The organism is Klebsiella sp. NPDC088457 (genome assembly GCF_044900465.1).
Classification (GTDB): Bacteria; Pseudomonadota; Gammaproteobacteria; order Enterobacterales; family Enterobacteriaceae; genus Klebsiella.
Genome location: NZ_JBJDNH010000024.1, coordinates 15,540 through 35,087, shown reverse-complemented (window position 1 = coordinate 35,087; position 19,548 = coordinate 15,540). Strand labels below are relative to the sequence as shown.

At 55.8% G+C, this 19,548-nt stretch carries 18 protein-coding genes; 11 read left to right on the top strand and 7 right to left on the bottom strand.

The genetic code is table 11. From position 1 onward, the window contains the following. The first annotated feature begins 31 nt into the window (after positions 1-31). The 4 genes from ACI2JR_RS16370 to rbsK all read left to right on the top strand — a co-directional run bounded on the left by ACI2JR_RS16370 (position 32) and on the right by rbsK (position 3,687). The gene (locus ACI2JR_RS16370; protein WP_462479008.1) at positions 32-1,072 is read left to right on the top strand and encodes an ABC transporter permease; all 1,041 of its coding nucleotides are present in this window, start codon (positions 32-34) and stop codon (positions 1,070-1,072) included. A 61-nt stretch (positions 1,073-1,133) separates the two neighbouring features. Beyond that, complete coding sequence (alsE, locus tag ACI2JR_RS16365) at positions 1,134-1,814, top strand: D-allulose 6-phosphate 3-epimerase (protein WP_132729736.1); 681 nt, start codon at positions 1,134-1,136, stop codon at positions 1,812-1,814. A 14-nt stretch (positions 1,815-1,828) separates the two neighbouring features. Then, positions 1,829-2,761 carry an allose kinase gene (alsK, locus tag ACI2JR_RS16360; protein WP_132729737.1) on the top strand — a complete coding sequence of 311 codons (933 nt, stop codon included), beginning with the start codon at positions 1,829-1,831 and terminating at the stop codon, positions 2,759-2,761. Beyond that, positions 2,758-3,687: a ribokinase gene (gene rbsK, locus ACI2JR_RS16355; RefSeq protein WP_132729738.1), complete on the top strand. Its 930-nt coding sequence runs from the start codon at positions 2,758-2,760 to the stop codon at positions 3,685-3,687. Before alsK ends, rbsK begins: the two co-directional genes overlap by 4 nt. A 70-nt stretch (positions 3,688-3,757) precedes the next feature. On the opposite strand, the gene ACI2JR_RS16350 is transcribed toward rbsK, so the two are convergent. Beyond that, entirely contained in the window at positions 3,758-4,612 is an 855-nt protein-coding gene (locus ACI2JR_RS16350) for an AraC family transcriptional regulator (protein WP_132729739.1), read from the bottom strand. Between the two features lie 230 nt (positions 4,613-4,842). Between ACI2JR_RS16350 and ACI2JR_RS16345 the strand changes: the two genes are divergently transcribed. The 4 genes from ACI2JR_RS16345 to ACI2JR_RS16330 are packed head-to-tail and all read left to right on the top strand — an operon-like array spanning position 4,843 to position 9,742. Next, positions 4,843-6,681: a DUF2264 domain-containing protein gene (locus ACI2JR_RS16345; protein WP_462478991.1), complete on the top strand. Its 1,839-nt coding sequence runs from the start codon at positions 4,843-4,845 to the stop codon at positions 6,679-6,681. Further along, complete coding sequence (locus ACI2JR_RS16340) at positions 6,678-7,958, top strand: oligosaccharide MFS transporter (RefSeq protein ID WP_132729741.1); 1,281 nt, start codon at positions 6,678-6,680, stop codon at positions 7,956-7,958. Before ACI2JR_RS16345 ends, ACI2JR_RS16340 begins: the two co-directional genes overlap by 4 nt. 13 nt (positions 7,959-7,971) lie before the next feature. Beyond that, the gene (locus ACI2JR_RS16335; protein WP_462478990.1) at positions 7,972-9,162 is read left to right on the top strand and encodes a glycoside hydrolase family 88 protein; all 1,191 of its coding nucleotides are present in this window, start codon (positions 7,972-7,974) and stop codon (positions 9,160-9,162) included. Positions 9,163-9,184: 22 nt separating this feature from the next. Continuing rightward, positions 9,185-9,742 (top strand): DJ-1/PfpI family protein, encoded by a 558-nt coding sequence (locus tag ACI2JR_RS16330; RefSeq protein WP_462478989.1) that lies wholly within the window; start codon positions 9,185-9,187, stop codon positions 9,740-9,742. Between the two features lie 124 nt (positions 9,743-9,866). Here ACI2JR_RS16330 and ACI2JR_RS16325 read toward each other — a convergent pair whose 3' ends face one another. From ACI2JR_RS16325 to ACI2JR_RS16300, 6 genes are read right to left on the bottom strand one after another with little or no spacing between them, the layout of a single operon-like run. Then, positions 9,867-10,880 carry a fimbrial protein gene (locus ACI2JR_RS16325; RefSeq protein ID WP_462478988.1) on the bottom strand — a complete coding sequence of 338 codons (1,014 nt, stop codon included), beginning with the start codon at positions 10,878-10,880 and terminating at the stop codon, positions 9,867-9,869. After that, entirely contained in the window at positions 10,877-11,395 is a 519-nt protein-coding gene (locus ACI2JR_RS16320; RefSeq protein WP_132729744.1) for a fimbrial protein, read from the bottom strand. The genes ACI2JR_RS16325 and ACI2JR_RS16320 overlap by 4 nt, the downstream gene beginning before the upstream one ends. After that, positions 11,386-13,914 carry a fimbria/pilus outer membrane usher protein gene (locus ACI2JR_RS16315; protein WP_462478987.1) on the bottom strand — a complete coding sequence of 843 codons (2,529 nt, stop codon included), beginning with the start codon at positions 13,912-13,914 and terminating at the stop codon, positions 11,386-11,388. Before ACI2JR_RS16315 ends, ACI2JR_RS16320 begins: the two co-directional genes overlap by 10 nt. A 19-nt stretch (positions 13,915-13,933) precedes the next feature. Then, on the bottom strand, positions 13,934-14,614 hold the full coding sequence (locus ACI2JR_RS16310; RefSeq protein ID WP_132729746.1) for a fimbrial biogenesis chaperone: 681 nt from the start codon (positions 14,612-14,614) through the stop codon (positions 13,934-13,936). Positions 14,615-14,666: 52 nt separating this feature from the next. After that, positions 14,667-15,251 carry a fimbrial protein gene (locus ACI2JR_RS16305; RefSeq protein ID WP_132729747.1) on the bottom strand — a complete coding sequence of 195 codons (585 nt, stop codon included), beginning with the start codon at positions 15,249-15,251 and terminating at the stop codon, positions 14,667-14,669. A gap of 51 nt (positions 15,252-15,302) precedes the next feature. After that, positions 15,303-15,905 (bottom strand): helix-turn-helix transcriptional regulator, encoded by a 603-nt coding sequence (locus ACI2JR_RS16300; protein ID WP_462478986.1) that lies wholly within the window; start codon positions 15,903-15,905, stop codon positions 15,303-15,305. A gap of 870 nt (positions 15,906-16,775) precedes the next feature. Here ACI2JR_RS16300 and ACI2JR_RS16295 point away from each other — a divergent pair. From ACI2JR_RS16295 to ACI2JR_RS16285, 3 genes are all read left to right on the top strand, one after another. Next, positions 16,776-17,594 carry a winged helix-turn-helix domain-containing protein gene (locus tag ACI2JR_RS16295; protein WP_132729749.1) on the top strand — a complete coding sequence of 273 codons (819 nt, stop codon included), beginning with the start codon at positions 16,776-16,778 and terminating at the stop codon, positions 17,592-17,594. A 1-nt stretch (position 17,595) separates the two neighbouring features. Continuing rightward, entirely contained in the window at positions 17,596-18,078 is a 483-nt protein-coding gene (locus ACI2JR_RS16290) for a hypothetical protein (RefSeq protein ID WP_462478985.1), read from the top strand. Between the two features lie 419 nt (positions 18,079-18,497). Beyond that, positions 18,498-19,496 carry a GlxA family transcriptional regulator gene (locus ACI2JR_RS16285; RefSeq protein WP_243655219.1) on the top strand — a complete coding sequence of 333 codons (999 nt, stop codon included), beginning with the start codon at positions 18,498-18,500 and terminating at the stop codon, positions 19,494-19,496. Positions 19,497-19,548 lie beyond the last annotated feature (52 nt).

Here is a 19,548-nt window from a genome sequence, read left to right as displayed (position 1 = left end):
TGCAATGTTAAGCAAAACTAAGGGTCTGAAAATGAACTCCAGCGGTACAAGGCTACGTTTCAAAGTTGAGAGCACCACGGTGGGGCTGAGCCTGCTGCTGCTGGTGGTCATTGTCGGCTTCAGTCTGGCGATGCCGGGCCGCTTTTTCAGCGATTCGACCTTTATGAGCGTGGCTTTCCAGCTGCCGGAGCTCGGGCTGCTGACGCTGGCGATGTTTATTCCGATTCTCAGCGGCGGCCTGAATCTGTGCATCATCGCCACCTCGAACTTAACCAGCCTGCTGATGGCGTGGGTGTTTCTCACCTATCTGCCGCCGGATGCGAGTCTTGGCCTGCAGGCGCTATGGCTGACCCTGGCCCTGGTCGGCGCCATGGTGCTGGCGATGGCCATCGGCATGCTGACCGGCGCGCTGGTAGCCTATGTCGGCGCCCATCCGATCCTGGTCACCCTGGCCACCATGACGATGGTGAACGGTATCGGCATCTACCTTTCCCGGGGGGCGGCCATCAGCGGGATGCCCGATATCGTGCGTTATATCGGCGCCGACACCCTGCTGGGCATCCCGGTGCCGCTGATTATCTTTCTGGCCACGGCGGTGCTGATCGCGGTGTTCCTCGAACGCACCCGGCTTGGCAAATACATCTACATGAGCGGCAGCAACATCAACGCCACCCACTTCAGCGGCGTGAATACCCACCGCGTGCTGATCGCTATCTACGTGCTGTCGAGCATGCTCTGCGTGATCGCCGGCCTGGTGATGATGGCGCGCTTTAACTCGGCGCGTATGGGCTACGGCGACTCCTATCTGCTGCTCACCGTGCTGGCGATTATTCTCGGCGGTACGGATCCGTTCGGCGGTTTCGGCCGGGTGAGCGGCGTGGTGCTCTCGCTGGTCGTTTTACAGGTGATTGCAACCGGGCTGAACCTGCTGAACGTCAGCCCGCATTTCAGCCTGGCTATGTGGGGGGCGGTGCTGATTGTGGTTCTCGGCCTGAAGTTCTTCCGCAACCGCTATATGCAAAGGCGGGCAAGCAGGCTGAGTGCGGAAAAAGCCCGGGCGACCACTTCCTAGACCACCTTTTTGATGAATTAACGACACGTATTTTCAATCTCTTTGCTTTCAGGAAAACATCATGGAATACAAAATATCTCCGTCGCTGATGTGTATGAGTTTAATCGACATTAAACAGCAGCTGGCGGTGCTGAACCGTCGCGCTGACATGCTGCACATCGACATCATGGATGGTCATTACGTCAAGAACATCACGCTGTCGCCATTCTTCATTGAGCAGATCCGCCCGCACACTCCGCTGGCGCTCGACGTCCATATGATGGTGGAAAACCCGACCGACTTTATCGAGCCGATCGCCAGAGCCGGGGCGGACTACATCTGCCCGCATGCCGAAACCATCAACCGCGATGCCTTCCGCGTCATTAATCAGATCCGTGCGCTGGGTAAAAAAGTCGGCGTGGTGCTGAACCCTGCGACGCCGGTGGAATTTATTCAGCACTATATTCATCTGCTGGACAAAATTACCGTCATGACCGTGGATCCGGGCTACGCCGGCCAGCCGTTTATTCCCGAGATGCTGCATAAAATTGCCCAGCTGCGCGATCTCAAGCAGCAGCACAACCACCGCTATCTGATTGAGATCGACGGCTCCTGCAACGTGAATACCTATCAGCGGCTGATGGCGGCCGGGGCGGAAGTGCTGATCGTCGGTAGCTCCGGTCTGTTCAATCTGGATAACGATCTGGACAGCGCATGGGACAAAATGCTCGATCAGATGCGTCAGGCGCGTCAGGCAGCCTGAGGGCAGGAGAGGCTATGGCGCATTTTCTCGGCGTAGATATTGGCGGCACCAGTACGCGGCTGATACTGATGGACGACCAACAGGTTTTTAAGGGATATCAAAAGGTTGCAACCCGTTCGTGGGCCGATCTGCCGGATCCGCTCGGCGGGCTTGAGCGGCTGCTTGCCGCATATCTGCAGGAGGGCGCCGTCCCGGTATCCGGCGTGATGCTGGGGCTGCCGGGGATATTATCCCGCGACCGAAGTACGGTACTGTCGCTGCCGTTTATCCCGGCGCTCGACGGCCAGCCGGTTGCGCAGCTGCTTGCGGCGCGGCTCGGTCTGCCTGTCGAGATGGATAAGGACGTCAACCATCTGATGTGGTGGGATTTAACCCGTCTCGACGTTCTTCCCGACGTGGCGGTCGGCGTCTACCTCGGCACCGGCTTTGGCAATAGTCTGTGGCTGAACGGCGATTTTTATCACGGCGCGCACGGCGGCGCGGGCGAGATTGGTCATATTCCCCTCAAGGATAATCCTCTGCCATGCCCCTGCGGCAAAACCGGCTGTGTAGAAACGCTGACCTCCGGCAGCTGGCTCAGCGGCTGGGCCAGGCGGCACGCGCCGGAAACGGCGATATCGGCGCTGTTCGTGCGACACGGGGAACACCCGGATTTACTGGCGTTCGTCGAGCGGCTGGCCTGTGCTATCGCCAGTGAGATGAATATCCTCGACCCGCAATACCTGGTGCTCGGCGGCGGCGTGCTGGCGATGGCCAACTTCCCGCAGGAGACGCTGCAGCGTTTGATTCGCTCGCACCTGCGCAGCCCCTATCCGGCCAATGGCCTCACCATGACTCTCAGCGGCGCCTCCGATGAGACCGGCTGCCGCGGCGCCTGCCTGGCGGCGCAGCGGCGTTTTAAACAACAACTATCGCAGCGGCATTTTCCACTCAGGAGAGAGGCATGAATAAGGGCAAGGTGTGTGTGTTTGGATCATTCAACCTCGACATTGTCGCTGGAATGACCCGTTTTCCGCAGCCGGGCGAGTCGCTAATTGCCCGCAACAGCATGATGGGCGCGGGTGGTAAAGGGGCCAACCAGGCCGTCGCCGCGCTGCGGGCCGGAGCGCGGGTACACTATATCGGCAAGGTGGGGCGCGATGATTTCGGGACTTTCGCGCGTCGCCATCTCGACAACACGGGGTTTGACGCGGTCACGCTGTTTACCACCGGCGAATGCCCGACCGGTAACGCGCTGATTTATGTTGCTGGCGCCGATGCGGAAAACATGATTGCGGTGGATCCCGGCGCCAACCTGACCGTGACGGACGATGAGGTTGCGCAGTGCTATCCGGCGATTGCGGCGGCGGATATTTTGCTCACTCAGCTGGAAAACAATCTTTCGGCAATTGAGAAGCTGATCGGCATCGCCAAAAACAGCGGCACGTTTATTATTCTCAATCCCGCGCCGTTCCAGCCGGTGCCAGACAGCCTGCTGGCGCAGGTCGATTTGCTCACCCCGAATGCCACCGAGTGTACGCTGCTGACCGGCGTTGAGGTCTACGATGTCGCCTCGGCGCAGGTGGCCGCTGAAGCGCTGCACGCGAAGGGCATTAAGGCGCTGATCGTCACCCTCGGAACCCAGGGGGCGCTGCTGTCCGTGGCGGGAAAAACCGAGCTGGTGGCGGCATTTCCGGCGGTTCCGGTCGACACGACCGGCGCCGGTGATGCCTTTAACGGCGCTCTGGCCTCGCAGCTTGCCGCCGGGGTCGATCTCGTTGATGCCGCCCGTTTCGCTGCGGCCTATGCTTCGGTGTGCGTTGAGAGGGCGGGGGCCGCTTCGTCTATGCCAACCTACGAAGAGGCGCGAGCGCGGCAGATGACGGTGGTTTAATTCTTTCCCGGGTTCTACCGGTCCAGGCCCTCTCCTGAATAGGGGGAGGGCATCTACGCCCCGTCGCGCTTCACACGCTGTTCCTCGCCAGACTCGCCTTGCGGTACTGCAGCGGCGTCTGGCCCATCATCTTCCTGAAGCAGGTAATAAAGTAGGTCACTTCGCTAAATCCGACTTCGGCCGCAATCTCATCCATACTGATGGCGGTGTTGCGCAGGAGATCGCAGCTGCGCTTTATTCGGCGCGTCAGCAGATACTCATGGATGCTGCCGCCCGTTTGCTGGCGAAATATGCGCGAGGTGTAGCTGCGCGACAGGCCCAATGCCTGGGCGAGCTCATCCAGGGAGAATTTGCTGGCGTAGTGAGCCTCCACCCAGCTCATAATCCGCGAGGCGACAGTCTGCTGCCGGGGAATACATTGCTCGGGCAGGGCCGGGAGAAAGCCCATTATCTGCATGACCAGAAAGGCGACCTCGCTGGTGGGGATCTGCCCGCCGTGATCCAGCCCGTCAAATTGAGTAAGAATTCTCTCCATGAAAGTGCTGTGTTCGCTCAGGTCGTAAATTTGTGCCGGCGCATTGCTGGCGGCAAGCGCGGCAAACTGGGCCTGATGGCGCGGAAAACTGGCCATTATGCTTTCGACCACCGACTGTTCAATATGCATCGTGGTGCGGTGGTACGGATTTTTCTCGCTGTGATCGACCTGGACTTTATGCAGGCGGAACGGAGGAAAAATAAACAGGCGTCCTGGGCGAGCGGTGTAATGCTGGTTATCCACCACCACAATGCCATAGCCGCTGGAGATATAGAGGAATTCGACGCACTGGTGCCAGTGGTAGTAAATCGCGCTGGTTAAGCGCAATCGGTTAAAAGAGATCGCCCGGCTATCGAGTGTGATGCGTTCCAGCTGCTGTGGTTCACTCATTTTTTCCTCCAGGACAACAGATTTAAATTTTTACGCCATCATTTGCAATTTATCTCCCCGCTGGCGGGAAATATCCAGCAAAAATGAAATGGCGGTTTAATTTTGTGATTGTGCTCACTTAGCCGCATAAATAAAAGCGACTATTCTTCCTGCCGTTGGTGCATAAATAATTTTATAAAATCGAAATAACAATAACTTATTTAATTCTCGTGTCATGACGGGAGGACCTTGTGCAACCTGAAAATATTCATCTGGCTAACCCTTTAAGAACCCGCAACGACCTCCGGCAGCTGGTTAATGAACTGCTGAGTGCCGTGTCGCCCTATTTTAAAAATGATGCCAGTCGTATCGATCTGGCGAATTTCACCGCCCATTACGGGCAACGGGTGGCGAGTATGGAAACGTTCTCGCGCCTGCTGTGGGGCGTCACGCCGCTGCTTGCCGGCGGCAGCGAGCCGCCGCAGTTTTGTTTCTATCTGCAGGCCATTAAAAATGGCACCAACCCGCAGCATGCCGATTACTGGGGCGAGGTGAACCCCTACGATCAGCGTATCGTGGAGATGGCCGCCTATGGTCTGCTGCTGGCGCTGGCGGGCGATAGCGTGCTGGCACATTTCAACGAGCAGGAGAAGGCGCATCTCTGGCGCTGGTTAAAACAGAGCGAAGCGCAGGCGATCCCGGACAATAATTGGCACTTCTTTCCCATTCTGGTGCAGGTCGGTTTTCATCACGCCGGGATGCCGACCAACCCCCAGGTGCGGGAAGCGCATTTTAGCGCCATGGAACGCTACTACCTGGGCGACGGCTGGTATTCCGATGGTCCGGGCCGGCCGCGGGACTATTACATTTCGATGGGCTTCCACTTCTACGGGCTAATTTACGCGAAGCTGATGGCCGATATCGACCCGCAGCGCTGCGCTGAACTGCGTCATCGGGCGCTGCTGTTTTCCGCAGATTTCATCCATTTTTTTGCCGACGATGGCGCGGCCGTGCCGTTTGGCCGCAGTCTGACCTATCGCTTTGCTCAGGCGGCTTTCTGGAGCGCGGCGGCTTTTGCCGGTCTGGATTCGTTCTCCCCAGGGGTGATAAAGGGCATTGTTCTGCGTCATCTTCGCTGGTGGCTTAAACAACCTCTGTTCGATCGCGATGGCGTGCTGAGCGTGGGCTATAGCTACCCGAATCTGATCATGGCGGAGGATTACAATGCGCCGGGCTCTCCCTACTGGGGCCTGAAAACAATGCTGGTTCTGGCGTCAGGTGAAGATGATCCCTTCTGGCAGGCGTCGGAGCTGCCGCTGCCGACGCTCGCCGCACGGCACAGCATCAGGCACGCGGACCAGGTACTGGTGCATCAGGCCGATCACCTGTGGATGCTGACCTCCGGCCAGCTTGAGCTGAATAATTTCGTCAATAGCGAAGCGAAATACTGCAAGTTTGCCTACTCCACCCGTTACGGGTTCACTATCGAGCGCGGGCGCTACGGGTTAAGCCACGCTGCGCCTGACTCCATGCTGCTGCTCTCTGAGAAGGATAATTACTGGCGTGGACGACGCGACTGTGAGGCGGTAACAACCGCCGATGGCATGATCTACAGCCGCTGGCGGCCGTGGCGCGATGTGGCGATCGAGACCTGGCTTATCGCGATGGGCGACTGGCAGCTGCGGGTACATCGCATCCATACCGCGCGTGCGCTTGATACGGCCGAAGGGGGATTCAGCGTGCCGAATCGCCCTCAGCCTCAGGTGCAGGACGGGGAGGGCGGCTGCCGGCTCATCACCCCTGCCGATACGTCGGCCATCCTGTGCTTAAGTCCGCAAAGGCGGCGCGGCGAGACGGTTCTTACACCGCCGAACAGCAATCTGCTGTTTGCCGAACGCGCGGCGGTTCCGGTGTTACGTGGTGACTTAGCACCAGGAACGCATCTGTTATTCAGCGCGGTCTGGGCGGGGAATCCCGACGCCTTTGAACCGCGCGGTTGTCCACAGGCCCTCATTTGCGATAACGCTGTACGCTTCGTGACGGCACAGGAAGAAAAACATCTTACGCTGTCCCCGGAGAACGCCCTATGACCACTTCATCCTCTGTGCGCGGCGCACAGTACAAAATGAGCACCTTTATCTTTCTCTACTTTTTTACCTGGTCCTCAAGCTTTGGCCTTTACGCGCTGTGGCTTAGCCAGAAAGTCGGCCTCGATAGCATCACCATCGGCAGCGTTTTCGCCATCAACGGCGTGTTCGCGGTGATCCTGAAGCCGGTTTACGGCTACATCATGGACAAGATCGGCATGAGCAAATGGCTGCTCTATTTTGTCTGCGCCGTGTCGGCCCTGATGGCGCCGTTCTTTGCCTTCGTCTATCAACCCCTGTTGCAAAGCCACACGACGATCGGCATCACTCTCGGCGCCCTCTATTTAAGCCTCGGCTGGTATGCGGGCGTCGCGGCGTCGGAATCTTACGCCGATCGCTTTAGCCGGCTGTACGGCCTGGAGTTCGGTCGTATTCGCATGTGGGGATCGCTCGGCTGGGCGATGGCCGCTTCCGTTTCCGGGCTGCTGTTCAACTTCACGCCGCTGGCCAACTTTCTGTTGAGCAGCAGCACGTCGCTCCTGATGCTGCTGGTGTTAATCAGCCTGAAAATCGGCGATGAGCAGTTGCGTAACAACAGCGTGATTTCGGCGAACAAAATCGTTTTTAGCGACGTGATGCAGTTACTGAAAAGCCGTAAATTCTGGATGTTCAGCCTGTATGTCGCCGGTGTCGCATGGATGATGTTTATTGCTGAGCAGCAGTTTCCGCGCTACTTCGTCTCATTTTTTGCCACCAAAGAACAGGGGAATGCCTGGTACGGCTATCTCAGCACCGTGCAGTCCGGTATGGAATTCGTGATGATGATGTTCATTCCGCTGCTGGTTAATCACTACGGCGCAAAGCGGGGCCTGCTGTTCTGCGGCTGCGTTGTCGGGGCCAGGCTGATTGCCTCAGGCTTGACCAGCGACCCGCTGATCATCTCGATTATCAAACCGTTTTATGGCGTCGAAATCGCGCTGTTGCTGATTTCGGTCTTTAAATACATCGCCGAGCACTTTGACCGCAGAGTCAACGCCACGATGTACCTGCTGGGCTATCAGGCGATGATCTACGTCGGTTCTATCGTGGTGGCGCCGCCGGCGGGCTACCTCTACGACAAAATCGGCTTTGAACATACCTATTTGCTGATGGGCGGCTGCGCCCTGCTGTTTACCCTTATCTCCGCTTTTACGCTCTCGCGCTGCCGCTCCGCGTGGGACGCATCGCGACCCTTTTCCCCGGCGTTGGACGCCACCCCGGTTGAACCGGCCAAACATTAATTCAGGAGTTGTTATGACCAAAAAGGTGATTACCGAAGCCCTCCGCCCCGTCGAGCTGTATCAGGTCGACCGGCTGGCGCTGCGCCAGAAGCTCGACGATGCGCTGTCCCGCGTGACCCGTAAGCTTGATCAAAACATTGTCGCATTTGGCGATAAATTCCCAGGCGAGGCCTGTGAAAACGGCATCTGGCCGCGCTCTGAAAACGTCGAGTGGACGACCAGCTTCTGGCCGGGCCAGCTGTGGCTGGCGTGGGAAATGAGCGGTAATCCGGCCTATCGCGAGGCGGCAGAGCGCTATCTGCCCTCTTTTGCCCGGCGCATTGAGGAGCGTATCGATACGGCGACGCACGATCTGGGGTTTCTCTATACCCTCTCCTGCGTCAGCGCATGGCGACTCACCGGTAACGAGGCCGCCCGTCAGAGCGCGCTGCTGGCCGCGGAAACGCTGATGGAGCGCTTTAATCCGACGGCTAAAATCATTCAGGCCTGGGGGGATCTGAACGACCCGGAACAGCAGGGGCGGATGATCATTGACTGCAATATGAATCTGCCGTTGCTCTACTGGGCCAGCGAGCAGACCGGGGACCCGCGCTATGCGCAGGCGGCCACGGCCCATGCGCAACAGGCGGCACGCTACATCGTGCGCGAAGACGCCTCGACCTACCACACCTACTACATTGACGTAAACAGCGGCGAGCCGCGTTTTGGCAACACCCATCAGGGCTATAGCGACACCTCGTGCTGGTCCCGCGGCCAGGCGTGGGGCATCTACGGCTTCCTGCTCAGCTATCGCTATACCGGTGATAAAAGCATGGTGGAGCTGTCGCGCAGTCTGGCCCACTACTTCCTCAACCGCCTGCCGGAAGATGATGTGTGCCACTGGGACTTAGCCTTGCTCGGTACCGACGCGGTACGCGACAGCTCGGCGGCGGCGATTACCGTCTGCGGTCTGCTGGAACTGGTCAACGCGCTGCCGGCGCTCGATGAGCATCGCCCACATTACGAGGAGATGGCGCTGCGTATCGTCCAGTCGCTGACCGACAACTATCTGGCGACCGACGATGACCCCACTGAAGGGTTGCTCAAGCACTCGGTCTATCACATGGGCAGTGGAAAAGGGGTGGATCAGTGCTGCAGCTGGGGGGACTACTTCTACCTTGAAGCGCTGGTGCGCCTGCGCCAGACCTGGTACTCGTGGTGGTAATGTCTGCATGGATGGAGAGAACATGAAAACGGTAGCCGTTTTGTTGGCCCCGGGCTTCGAAGAAGGGGAAGCGATTGTCGCGATCGATGTTTTACGGCGTTTGAATATCACCGTACAGACGATCTCCTGCGCGCAGACGCGCGCGGTGGTCAGCTATCACGCCATTGCGATGATCGCCGACAGTACGCTGACGGAAAGCATGGATCAGACCTTTGACGCGGTGGTCCTGCCGGGCGGGCCTGAAGGGAGCGTCTATCTGGCCCAAAGCGAGCAGGTTATCGCGTTTGTGCGTCGCCACGATGAGCTGGGCAAATATCTGTGCCCGATCTGTTCCGCCGCCGCGCGCGTGCTGGGGGGCAACGCTCTGCTGAAAGGCCGCCGCTATGTCTGCTCCGGTGAACTCTGGCGGCAGGTGACCGATGGCGTGTATGTTGACGCGGACGTCGTCGAGGATGGCAACCTGATTAGCGGCCGGGGGCTCGGGAAGGTGTTTGATTTTTCCCTGACGGTGGCGGCGCGTCTGCACGGCGATGAAGACGCGGCTCGCCGGCACGCGGAGCATATTGATTACCGCTGGTAGCGCAGGGGAGGGAGGCCGCCACCGTCAGGCGCGCTGAGGTGAGCAAAAACTGGCCCGGGCGATGTCCCGGGCTTTAGCGATAAGGTTTGTCGTTTTTACCCACCACGCATGGCGGCCAGACGGGTCATTGGTAGGAAAAGGTAATGCTCGCCAGGGCGTTGGCGGAGCCCGGCACCAGCGGGCCGGTGCGAACGTACCGTGCCTGAAACGGCAAAGAGAGCGCCTGCACTGCCGTGGTGGTCTGGATAAAAAACTGGTTGCTGGTACCCGATGCCGAACTGTCCGGCCCCATCATCAGCGGGCCGCTGCCGTTGTAAAAGAACTGTACGCCCACCCCGGAGGCGGTGGAGTCGCCGGTCAGCGTCACGGTGGAGGAGGTGTTCGATGGCGTCGTTTGATCCGTCATCACCGCATAGAGCGCAACCTGTTCATCGCAGGTGAGGCTGACATTAAATGCCCCCGACGGCGAGGTGCTGCCGACGTTGGGCAGCGTGCGTACATCGAAGGTACCCAGTTCGACACTGGCGCTGTTTGTGCCGACCGTACAGCCGCTGGCCGTCACCGTCACGGTGGTAGGGTTGATGATCACCTGGGCGGTTTTGGTTTCGTTGTTATACGCCGTCAGGATGGCGGCATTAATGGTTGGGATCTGGTATACGCCCGTTTTCAGCGCATTGCCGGTTTTAATGTAGGTCAGTTTCGCCGACCAGCCTAAATCAAAAGCCATGCCGCTGGTGCCATCGGCGGGGTAGCTTTGAGTCACCCCGTTCTGCAGCGGCATGTAGGATGAGCCGTTAAAGTCCTTCAGCCCGAGGATGTAGCCTATCCCGGGTACGCCGGTCTCAAAAACGGCGTAGTTTGCGCCATCGACGTTCACCGTGATTCCGGCGGGGACAGCGCTGCCGCTCGGTTCGAGCGTGCCTTTGTTACAGGTAAAAATCAGCCCGCACCAGAACACCTGCTGCACGCTGACCGTGGCGATCCACGTTGAGCCGATAATGTTCCCCGGGACGACGGAATCGGCGGGGCCGGTGTAGGTCATCGGTTGTGGAGAGAGCGTAATATCCGATCGCCATTCCAGCGCCAGCACGTTGGTGCTGACGCACAGCCAGCCGATAAACAGTAAAAAACGCATCATTGATACTCCGTAGTCCAGGTGGCGATGGCTGACACGTCTCCGGTATTGACGGGGGCGCCCGTGGCCACCAGCCGCGCATAAAATGTCATCTGCACGCTTTCATCTCCCGAGGCGCCGTAGGCGGTGGTTTGGCTTTCCAGCGGCACCAGGAGGCTGTCTTTATCCAGGATTTGTACCGCCACCCCGGTTGCGCCGCCGTCTGCCACCTTAATCAGCTGCGGGTTGAGGTCGTCCGGCGTGCCGCTAAAGCGGATTTTTGCTCCGGCAAAGGTGGGGCCGCACTCCTCCAGTTTTAACGTGAAGGCGCTTTTGATATTGCTTACCGCGCCCGCTTCGCGAAACTGCTTAATACCGATGGTGCCCAGCGGAACGCTCTGTTCTTTGGAATCAGCGGAAACGACGCAGGTATTGCCGATTAAATGACCGCGCACGGAGACCAGGACGTCATAGCCGTAAGCGGGGGCGGTCAGGGCAACAATTAGCGCGATAGCGGGCAGCCGGGTCGTTACTGGCATATAACCTCCTGTGAATAGAGGCCGGTATGGGGGTTATAGTCCTGCTGGCGCAGGCGATATTTAACGCTGCAACTTTTGGCGCTCCCTTGCCCCCAGACGGCTTTGAGCGTGCCTTCAGGCGGTAAACCTGGCAGATACAGGCTGCCGGCATCGCCAACGATACTGCTGGTCTGCTCATCGGCAAGCGATACGACAGCGCCGAACGGCAACACCTCATTGTGACGGCGAATCACGAACAGGGCCTTCGCCCCCTGTCTGGTCACCATGGTGGCCCGCACCAGCGCGCCATCGGTCGGCGTTTTGCTGACGATGGCGTTCTCCAGCTCAACGTCATTTCCGGCGGTGGTGACATCCAGCGCGACCTGATTGACGCGATACGGTGTGGCATAGGGGATCACCGCGTAGCCCCGGCTATCGGTTTTGATGCCTTTATGATTGAGCACCGAGACGTTGCCGGCCCCCGGCGCTTTGACCAGGATATTGGTGTTTCCCAGCGGTTGGCTCAGCGTCAGGCCATCTTCATGGAGAACCGCGCCGCCGCTCATGCCGTAGCTCAGATTGCGGGCGTCGCGGGAGTAGCTATAGCCCAGGTTGTAGTCTCCCCATGGACCCTCATACTGCAATGCGCTATCGGCCCCGTACTGCTGCTGCGCGCTGTAACGCTGATTGACGTTATAGAACAAATTCTCCATGCCGGGCATGTAGCCGCTGACGCCCGTGCTGTTGATGGTGCCCGTTGAGCCGGCATGCGTGGTGGTAAAGCGGGCGCGGGTCGCCAGCTGCGGCGTGCCGAAGGGGATGGAGAGCGACAGGGCGAAGAGGTTCTCTTTCTGGTTATCGAACAGGTTGCCGCTACGTTGAAAACTGGCGCCGACGGAGACATGACGGAACATGGCATTCCACGCCAGCTGCAGGCTTTGCGTCTTGTTGGCGGTATGCCAGTAGGTTTGCTGATCCCATGACAGAGAGAGTGAGCCGAACCTGCCCATCGGCTGTGATAGCAGCAGCTGGTTCTTCGCTTTGCGTGACAGATGCAGGTTATAAAGGTTCTCATAGCTGGTGGTGACGCTACCATCCGCCTCTACTACCTGCTTCGCTACGCCGCCCGTCATCCCTTTGTAGGCGGTATCGCTCAGGGTATAGAACCCCTGCGTAGAGTAGCGCAGCGAGTAGAAATTAAAGCGTGTGCCAAAGTCGTTGAGCAGCTTGCCGTATCGTAGGCGCAGGGAATCACCGCTGTAGCGATGCCCGTCCGCCAGCGTGCTGCGCGCGTGGGTAATATCCAGCGAGTACGCGCCAAAGCGCCCGAGATTTTGCCCCACGCCGAGCGCGAGCCCGCGATAGTTTTCAGAAAACTGCGCGCCGCCGTAAAAGGTGAGACCGTACTCCCAGCCATAAAACAGTTCGCTCTGAGCGAACGACGGGGAGTCCTGGTTGCCGATGGGACGCAGCTTCCCGCCATTGACGGCGTATTTCAGCTGCCCGGTGCGCACCAGGTTCGGCACGCTGGCAAACGGAACGATGTACTGCGTTTTGCTGCCGTCGCTCTCCTGAATGGTGACGGCTAAATCGCCGCCTGAGGAGGTGGGGTAGAGATCTTTCAGCATGAATGCCCCGGCGGGGACGTTTGTCTGATAAATAATGTTGCCGTTCTGCCGTACGGTAACGGTGGCATTGCTACGCGCGATGCCGCGAACCTCCGGTGCGTATCCGCTCAGGCTGGCGGGCAGCATGTTGTCATCGGTTTTCAGCGCGACGCCGCGCAGGCCGACGGAATCAAAGAGTTGTGCGGAGGTGTAGGTCTCTCCGACGTAGGCCTGCGCGCCCAGGGCAGGGATATCCCTTTGTAGCCAGGTTTGCACATGGCTAAGTTCATTGGCCTGTTTAGTCCAGGTGGTGTAGTCGCGTAGCCGCCACGCTCCCAGATTCACGCCGCTGTTCAGGCTGACGAAGAGCTGCCGATCGCGGGTGCGGGTGTCGCCGCGAAACTCGTTACTGGAACCGTTGACGACGTAGTTCAGCCAGGCGGCATGGATACCATATTCCCAGCTTTCCGGGCTGACGTAGCCGCGCGGCAGATGACGCATAAAGCTCTGCGGCAGGCTGAAATTGAGGGTTAGCGTTTTCTGGTCGAAATCAAAACGAGCGCCCGGAAACAGCGCGTTTAAAAAATAGCATTGCCGGGTCAGCGGCAGCGGTTCGTCTTTGGCCTGCCGGCTATCAATACCCAGCGCGACGATTTGTTCTGGGGTGACGCAGGGCATGGCTTCGCTTTGCCCCTTGCTCCGCTCGATGCTGAATTTCACATTACCGGTGAAAGCATAATTGTTATTAATATAAACGTTAATGTTGTACTCGCCGGGTGGTAATGCGTTCCCCGCATTAACCCATGAGAGATCGGCAATATTCCCGCTCTCACCGCTGAGGAAAGCAGGGTTAAACTGCAAATCACTCTCTGCGGCAGCGACATGCTGCATGGCATGGACAATTACCATGGCGCAAATGATTTTTGCTTTCACACGGTCATACCTTTCATTTTTATTTTTGGGTTAGCGACACGCTGTTGACGGGAGTCCAGGCTCCATAATCATTGATGGTCTGATAGCTCATCACCCTCGCCTGAGTGAACGATTCCATCAGCGTTATGCTGGCCCGCGGCGGAACCATCACCGGTTGCACGGGCCTGCCGTCGATTTTTAAATTGATGGTGGTGAGGTAATACGGCGTGGCGTTATTGAGCGTGACTTTGCCGGCGCGATAGTCGGCGGTGATTTTTTTCCACGCTTCGTTAACATCGCCTGCGAGACCTTGCGGGCGATAAAAGACTTTTATGCGGTTAGCCGAGGCAAATTGCAGTGAATTGCTGGCCGCGTTGTTACTTTGCTGCGGAATGGCTTTAACCGTCATCCAGTACAGCGTTTCGCGGTCCCGCGGTAGCGATTTGCCGTTAAACATAATTTTCACGACGCTCTCGGTTGCTGGCTTTAAAACATACAGCGGCGGCGTGATGACAAAATCATTCGAGCGTTGCCCTTGCTCATTCTCGATCCACGACTGGATGAGGAAAGAGGAATCAGGGTGTGTGTTTCTGATTTGCAGCATCGACTGGGTCGTGGCGCCTGAGTAAACCATTCGCGTTGCGCCCAACCCCACCCCGCCCGCATACGCTACCGATGAGCACAGCGAAGCGGCCAGACAAATCCATGTTAATGAGCGCATAGTGCCTCTCCTGACAGTGAGCCGGGCCCGGCCAGAAGGCCAGGCCCGAAGATTACGAATAGGTAACGGTGTAGGTTGCGACGGCGCTGGCATCGCCCGCGGTGGCGTTGCCTTGCGGTGAATAGTATTTCGCGCTGAAGTTGAGGGTGTTTGAGCCATTACGCAGGGCGACAGGCGCTGCGGCTTCGCCCAGTCTCACGACGTTACCCTGCTCGTCATACAGACGAATAGCCACGTTTTGCGCGGATGCGCTGCTACCGTTAGAACCGACGGCGAGGCTGTCGGCATCGGCGCTGTCCGGCGTTCCGGTAAAGGTTACCGCAACCGTCGTGGCAGGGATCGGGTTCTCTTCAGTAGACCCGGAAGTATCCGCGATTTCGCAATCCTCAAGAACGATGGAGAATGCTTTTGCCGTGCTGGCCTCGCTACCTGCTGCGGCGAGCGTCGCGGTACGCACTTCCCCGAGGTTGACGTCAATATTGGCGCTATTGGCGCTGATGGCGCAGGCCGAGGTGACGACGCTGCCGTTGAAGTTGACGGTGCCACCGCTGGTGCCCGCTGCCAGCGCTGAACCGAATGGCAGCAGAGCCGCAATGCCTAATGCCAGCAACGTTTTGTTATTTACACGAGTCTTCATTTTTTTGATTCCATAGTTTGCTATTAAAGGACGCTCTCTGAAGCAACGGGGTTAACTGGTTAAAAAAACCAGCAGGTCCGTCTTATTTCTGAGACCTAGTTTTCTTATCGCTGAGTTCTTTAAGGCGCTGACACGGCGATAGGAAAGTTTCTCGAGTTCGGCGATGTAACGTATATCCAGGCCATTGCGGATTTTTTTCAATACCCGCCACTCCCCAGGGGTCAACGACAACGCCATGGGCCTGGTTTTTGACCGATAGCGGCTATCCACCATTTTTAATAAGCTGGCTCGCCAGTGATAAAGCGGATCCTGTAGCGAGATATAGGCATCAATCTCGCCATGAACCCACAGCAAAGAATTCGCCGGGGTGGAGTACATGCATACGAACACCTCAGGATAATTCGCTTTGATTTTTTTTATGTGGCTCAGGCAATCAAAGCCGGCGTGATATTTTTCAGCGCCCGAAACAAAGAGAATATCAATCGTAGATGTTGTTAACAGGTTATCGATTCGTGAATAATCGCTATCTGACTTTTCTATTCGAATGCCCGGGGAGATACCTTGTAATAATGTCGTGATGCCGTGGCGGGCAAAGCGATCGCCTCCCATTAAAGTAATGTTATAATTGCTTTTAAATTCAAGTTTATTCGCCATGTTATTCCTTAATTTATAATAATGCGGTGCCACTGTGCAGGCATGGCAGGTATCACCAGTCTCTCTTGGTTATCATTGCGCTTAGCTGCCACTATACTCAGTTAGATAAACCGGTAATCTGAATTAATCTTAATTTATTTTAATCGCGGGTATGCGCAGGTTCATCCTGGGGGCTTAACTAACACATTCCCTTAATTATCTGCAAATAAGCATAACGACATTTTTTAATGAAAATTTGTCTTTGATAAATGTTTTGTAAGTGAATTGTCATGTAGTGTCATTTTTTCGACTTGATTACTTACGGTGACTAACAATTATCGAGTTATTAGCTCGTTTATTGCTGATGGTTTCATTTCGAAACATTTAACGAAATCAGCCTGTATACCTTGCTGTTCCTGGTTTTCAGGAAAATTGAAGTCTCATTGTTCAGAAGGTTTCAGACACGGGTGACCGTTATGTTCAATTTCTTTATTTGTATGATTTTGTCAATGTCAAGGGTCCTGTAGCGGTGGCGATTCAGAGTGGGTAACTAATAATGAGTAGCGGCCTGAGGAGGATGTTAATACCTGGTCTGGGGCGGCATGCAGGTGAAAGAAAGGAGGTTAAGAAAAAATAAGGAAAAAAGGTTTTTGTCTGTCGGGTGGGGGCGGGCGACTGTGAGTGTTATCATCAATGATTTATCTGACTTCAGTTAAGCGGCAGAAAAGTGAAAGAAAAAATAAGATTTTTCGCCAACGACTGAGATATACAGCATCAGATTTATCAGTCATATTCATCTGCGTGAGGGCGTTGATTTATTCCTTTTAACCCATGCAGTCACTACACATGGGGGCGACAGACATGCTTTAACCGGAGATTTTTGCCGACCATATGCATAAGTATTATATCATTAATGAAAAGGTTGAGTTTCACCCCGCGACCAGTACTCTGCATGATCTTAACCATCCTGATCGGGTAGTGGTTTTAAATTCTCCTGCCGGCCGTTGTTTATTGTTATTAATAGAACGGGCTGGCACCATTGTTACGCAACAAGAGTGTATGGATATCGTCTGGCAGAGACGAGGGATGCTGGTGTCATCTAATACCTATTATCAAAATATCTCTATTCTCCGGAAGGGGCTCAAGAAAATCGGTCTTGATAACGATCCTGTCGTAACTATTCCTCGTATCGGGTTAACCCTGGCCAGCGGTACGCAGATTACGATTAAAGAAGCGTACCCACGGTTATCAGAAAGTGAGGAAAACGCCAAAGGCCAGCAGAGCGATACCGCTGAGCCGATAGCGCAACCCGTGCCTGAAACCGCTAACTCTGACACGTCGGTGAAGGCATTTTCCTCTTCGGCGTTACGTCAGCTATGGCTGGCGGGTGCGTTGCTGGCCCTTTTGCTGCTGGCAGGCATCGGTGTTATCAACCATAGCTTTGCCCAGGGAAACCATTTTGTGGACGACTATCGTTTTCTGAAGAGGGTTGGGGAATGTCGGGTTTATCTGGCAAGCGGTATTCAGATGAAAAGCGAGCAGACGATGGCATTATCCTACATCGAATATTTTAAGGATGATTGCGGTAATTTCCCGTGGATTTATATCGCCAGTTACGCTCTGCCGCCACGAGCGTCCGTTATCCGTTGCGACAGGTCGATGAAGGAGCCAAATCGCTGCATTTCTGACTATTTTATTGAGGATCGTTAGCATGACTCGTTATCGTCTGATGCTCTATATTCTCAGCGGTTGTTTACCGATCGGCGCGCTGCTGCTGGGTTATTACCTGTGGCAGTGTTATTACGTGCGGCCATTTTCCTGTGAAGTGAATTTTGTCCAACACCATTCGGATGAAACATTGCAGCTGTGGCTAAATTACAGAATGGATGGCACCCGCGGTATGCTCATGATGAATGGTCGGGTGCGGGGGAAGGTAAACAAACGGATTAATCGTAAAATATCGTTTCGTGTGGCGAGTAAAGGGAACGTGTTTTACCTGACATCCGAGCATAATATGAAGTTCCCGGATGACCAGGTGGAGGATAGCTGGTTGGAAAAATATGAGCCGCTTTTTTTCGTCTATCCGCAGAAAAGTATTTATATGCAGATTAACGCTCAGCAGAACGGAAACTATCTTTTTATTTTAGAAAGCTTGCCCACCTATGTGTGTCGCAGTATCACCCGTCGTCATTAAAACAGCATTTTGCCCACTGCTGAATGCGGCATTATGAACCAAAATAACCATTCCAGAAGAGTGGCTATGTGCTTTGGTAATTTTCAGGAAACGCCCTGCGAAGGGGCAATATGAATCTGACAACGATGGCGGTTGCACGCGCTGCTGGTGCAGATACATGCTGGTTACGGCAGTTTATTTTCCCTAAAATAGCCAGTTACGGAGGCCGGCAGGCTGACGGCCGGAAGCGTGTAACTTACGGATAATTAAAACGTAAAATAAAAGTTGTTTTGATATAGCTGAAGAGTGAACAATAAAAAAGCGTTTCAAATTACGCGGTTCTCATTTATGCTTAATCCGGTATTACGCTCTGTTTTTATAAATATAAAAGCAACATTAATGTTGCACTAATGTAATTATGATTTTATTTTGGCAAGATAATGAACAATATATCAGAACGTTACGGCAGAGTTACGCCCGCCATGCGGCATCAGCTGCATATTGGTTTGTTACTTTGGCCCAATTTTTCTCTACTCCCTTTATCCGGATTAATTGAAGCGCTACGTTATGCGACGGCCGCCCTCAAGCGGAATCAGAAAATCACCTTTAAACTCAGTCTGATAAGCGAGCATCCTGATATACCGATTGCCAGCAGTTCCGGGGTCCGTATCAGACCTGATACGGCGCACGCTCCTCCGGAGCTATTTAACTACATTGCTGTTATTGGAGGCAGCCTGGACAGCATCGACGGTGGCCTGCGCGGCGATCGCGATTATCTTATTCAGGCGCATCACGCACTGGTGCCGCTGATTGGTATTGGTACCGGCAGCTTCGTCCTGGCTCAGGAGGGCATGCTGAATGAACGACGTGCCTCGATACATCCCTTTCATCTTGAAGCGTTCAGGCGTCGGTTCCCGCAGGTCTATGCTGAAGAAGGCTTCGATTTTATTGATGAAGGAGATGTCCTGACCTGTCCCGGAGGGATATCCACGCTAACCCTGGCGACCGAGATGATCCGCACCTATGCGGGAAATGAAATCGCCGCCTCCACCTGCCAACGTTTATCTCTGGCATCCTACGATATGGCGACGCCCAGGCCGCCGAATATTGCCCTGATCCCCGACTCCCGTCTGCGTCGGGCGGTGCTGATTATTGAACAATACCTTACGCGGCCGCTGACGACCGCCTGGCTTGCCAATAATGTGCAGCTGAGCGAGCGCCAGCTCAACCGACTGTTTCACGCCGAGTTTGGTAAAAGCACCAGGGAATTTATTCGTAGCGCCAGGCTGCGCTATGCCTGCTGGCTGCTGAAAAACTCACAGCAAAGCGTGACGGATATTGCCAGGCGAATGGGGTTTAGCGACTGCGCCCACTTTATCCGCCATTTCCAGACGGAGTACGGCTGTACTCCGGGGGTATGGCGCTCATCGCTGGTGTGACGTATTGCTTTATGCCGCTGGCCCCGCAGGGGTGAGCGGCCTGCCGCGAATA

Coding starts and splice junctions, on each gene's coding strand:
- ACI2JR_RS16370 (WP_462479008.1), top strand. CDS start 32: ATGAACTCCAGCGGTACAAGGCTACGTTTCAAAGTTGAGAGCACCACG.
- alsE (WP_132729736.1), top strand. CDS start 1,134: ATGGAATACAAAATATCTCCGTCGCTGATGTGTATGAGTTTAATCGAC.
- alsK (WP_132729737.1), top strand. CDS start 1,829: ATGGCGCATTTTCTCGGCGTAGATATTGGCGGCACCAGTACGCGGCTG.
- rbsK (WP_132729738.1), top strand. CDS start 2,758: ATGAATAAGGGCAAGGTGTGTGTGTTTGGATCATTCAACCTCGACATT.
- ACI2JR_RS16350 (WP_132729739.1), bottom strand. CDS start 4,612: ATGAGTGAACCACAGCAGCTGGAACGCATCACACTCGATAGCCGGGCG.
- ACI2JR_RS16340 (WP_132729741.1), top strand. CDS start 6,678: ATGACCACTTCATCCTCTGTGCGCGGCGCACAGTACAAAATGAGCACC.
- ACI2JR_RS16335 (WP_462478990.1), top strand. CDS start 7,972: ATGACCAAAAAGGTGATTACCGAAGCCCTCCGCCCCGTCGAGCTGTAT.
- ACI2JR_RS16330 (WP_462478989.1), top strand. CDS start 9,185: ATGAAAACGGTAGCCGTTTTGTTGGCCCCGGGCTTCGAAGAAGGGGAA.
- ACI2JR_RS16325 (WP_462478988.1), bottom strand. CDS start 10,880: ATGATGCGTTTTTTACTGTTTATCGGCTGGCTGTGCGTCAGCACCAAC.
- ACI2JR_RS16320 (WP_132729744.1), bottom strand. CDS start 11,395: ATGCCAGTAACGACCCGGCTGCCCGCTATCGCGCTAATTGTTGCCCTG.
- ACI2JR_RS16310 (WP_132729746.1), bottom strand. CDS start 14,614: ATGCGCTCATTAACATGGATTTGTCTGGCCGCTTCGCTGTGCTCATCG.
- ACI2JR_RS16305 (WP_132729747.1), bottom strand. CDS start 15,251: ATGAAGACTCGTGTAAATAACAAAACGTTGCTGGCATTAGGCATTGCG.
- ACI2JR_RS16300 (WP_462478986.1), bottom strand. CDS start 15,905: ATGGCGAATAAACTTGAATTTAAAAGCAATTATAACATTACTTTAATG.
- ACI2JR_RS16295 (WP_132729749.1), top strand. CDS start 16,776: ATGCATAAGTATTATATCATTAATGAAAAGGTTGAGTTTCACCCCGCG.
- ACI2JR_RS16290 (WP_462478985.1), top strand. CDS start 17,596: ATGACTCGTTATCGTCTGATGCTCTATATTCTCAGCGGTTGTTTACCG.
- ACI2JR_RS16285 (WP_243655219.1), top strand. CDS start 18,498: ATGAACAATATATCAGAACGTTACGGCAGAGTTACGCCCGCCATGCGG.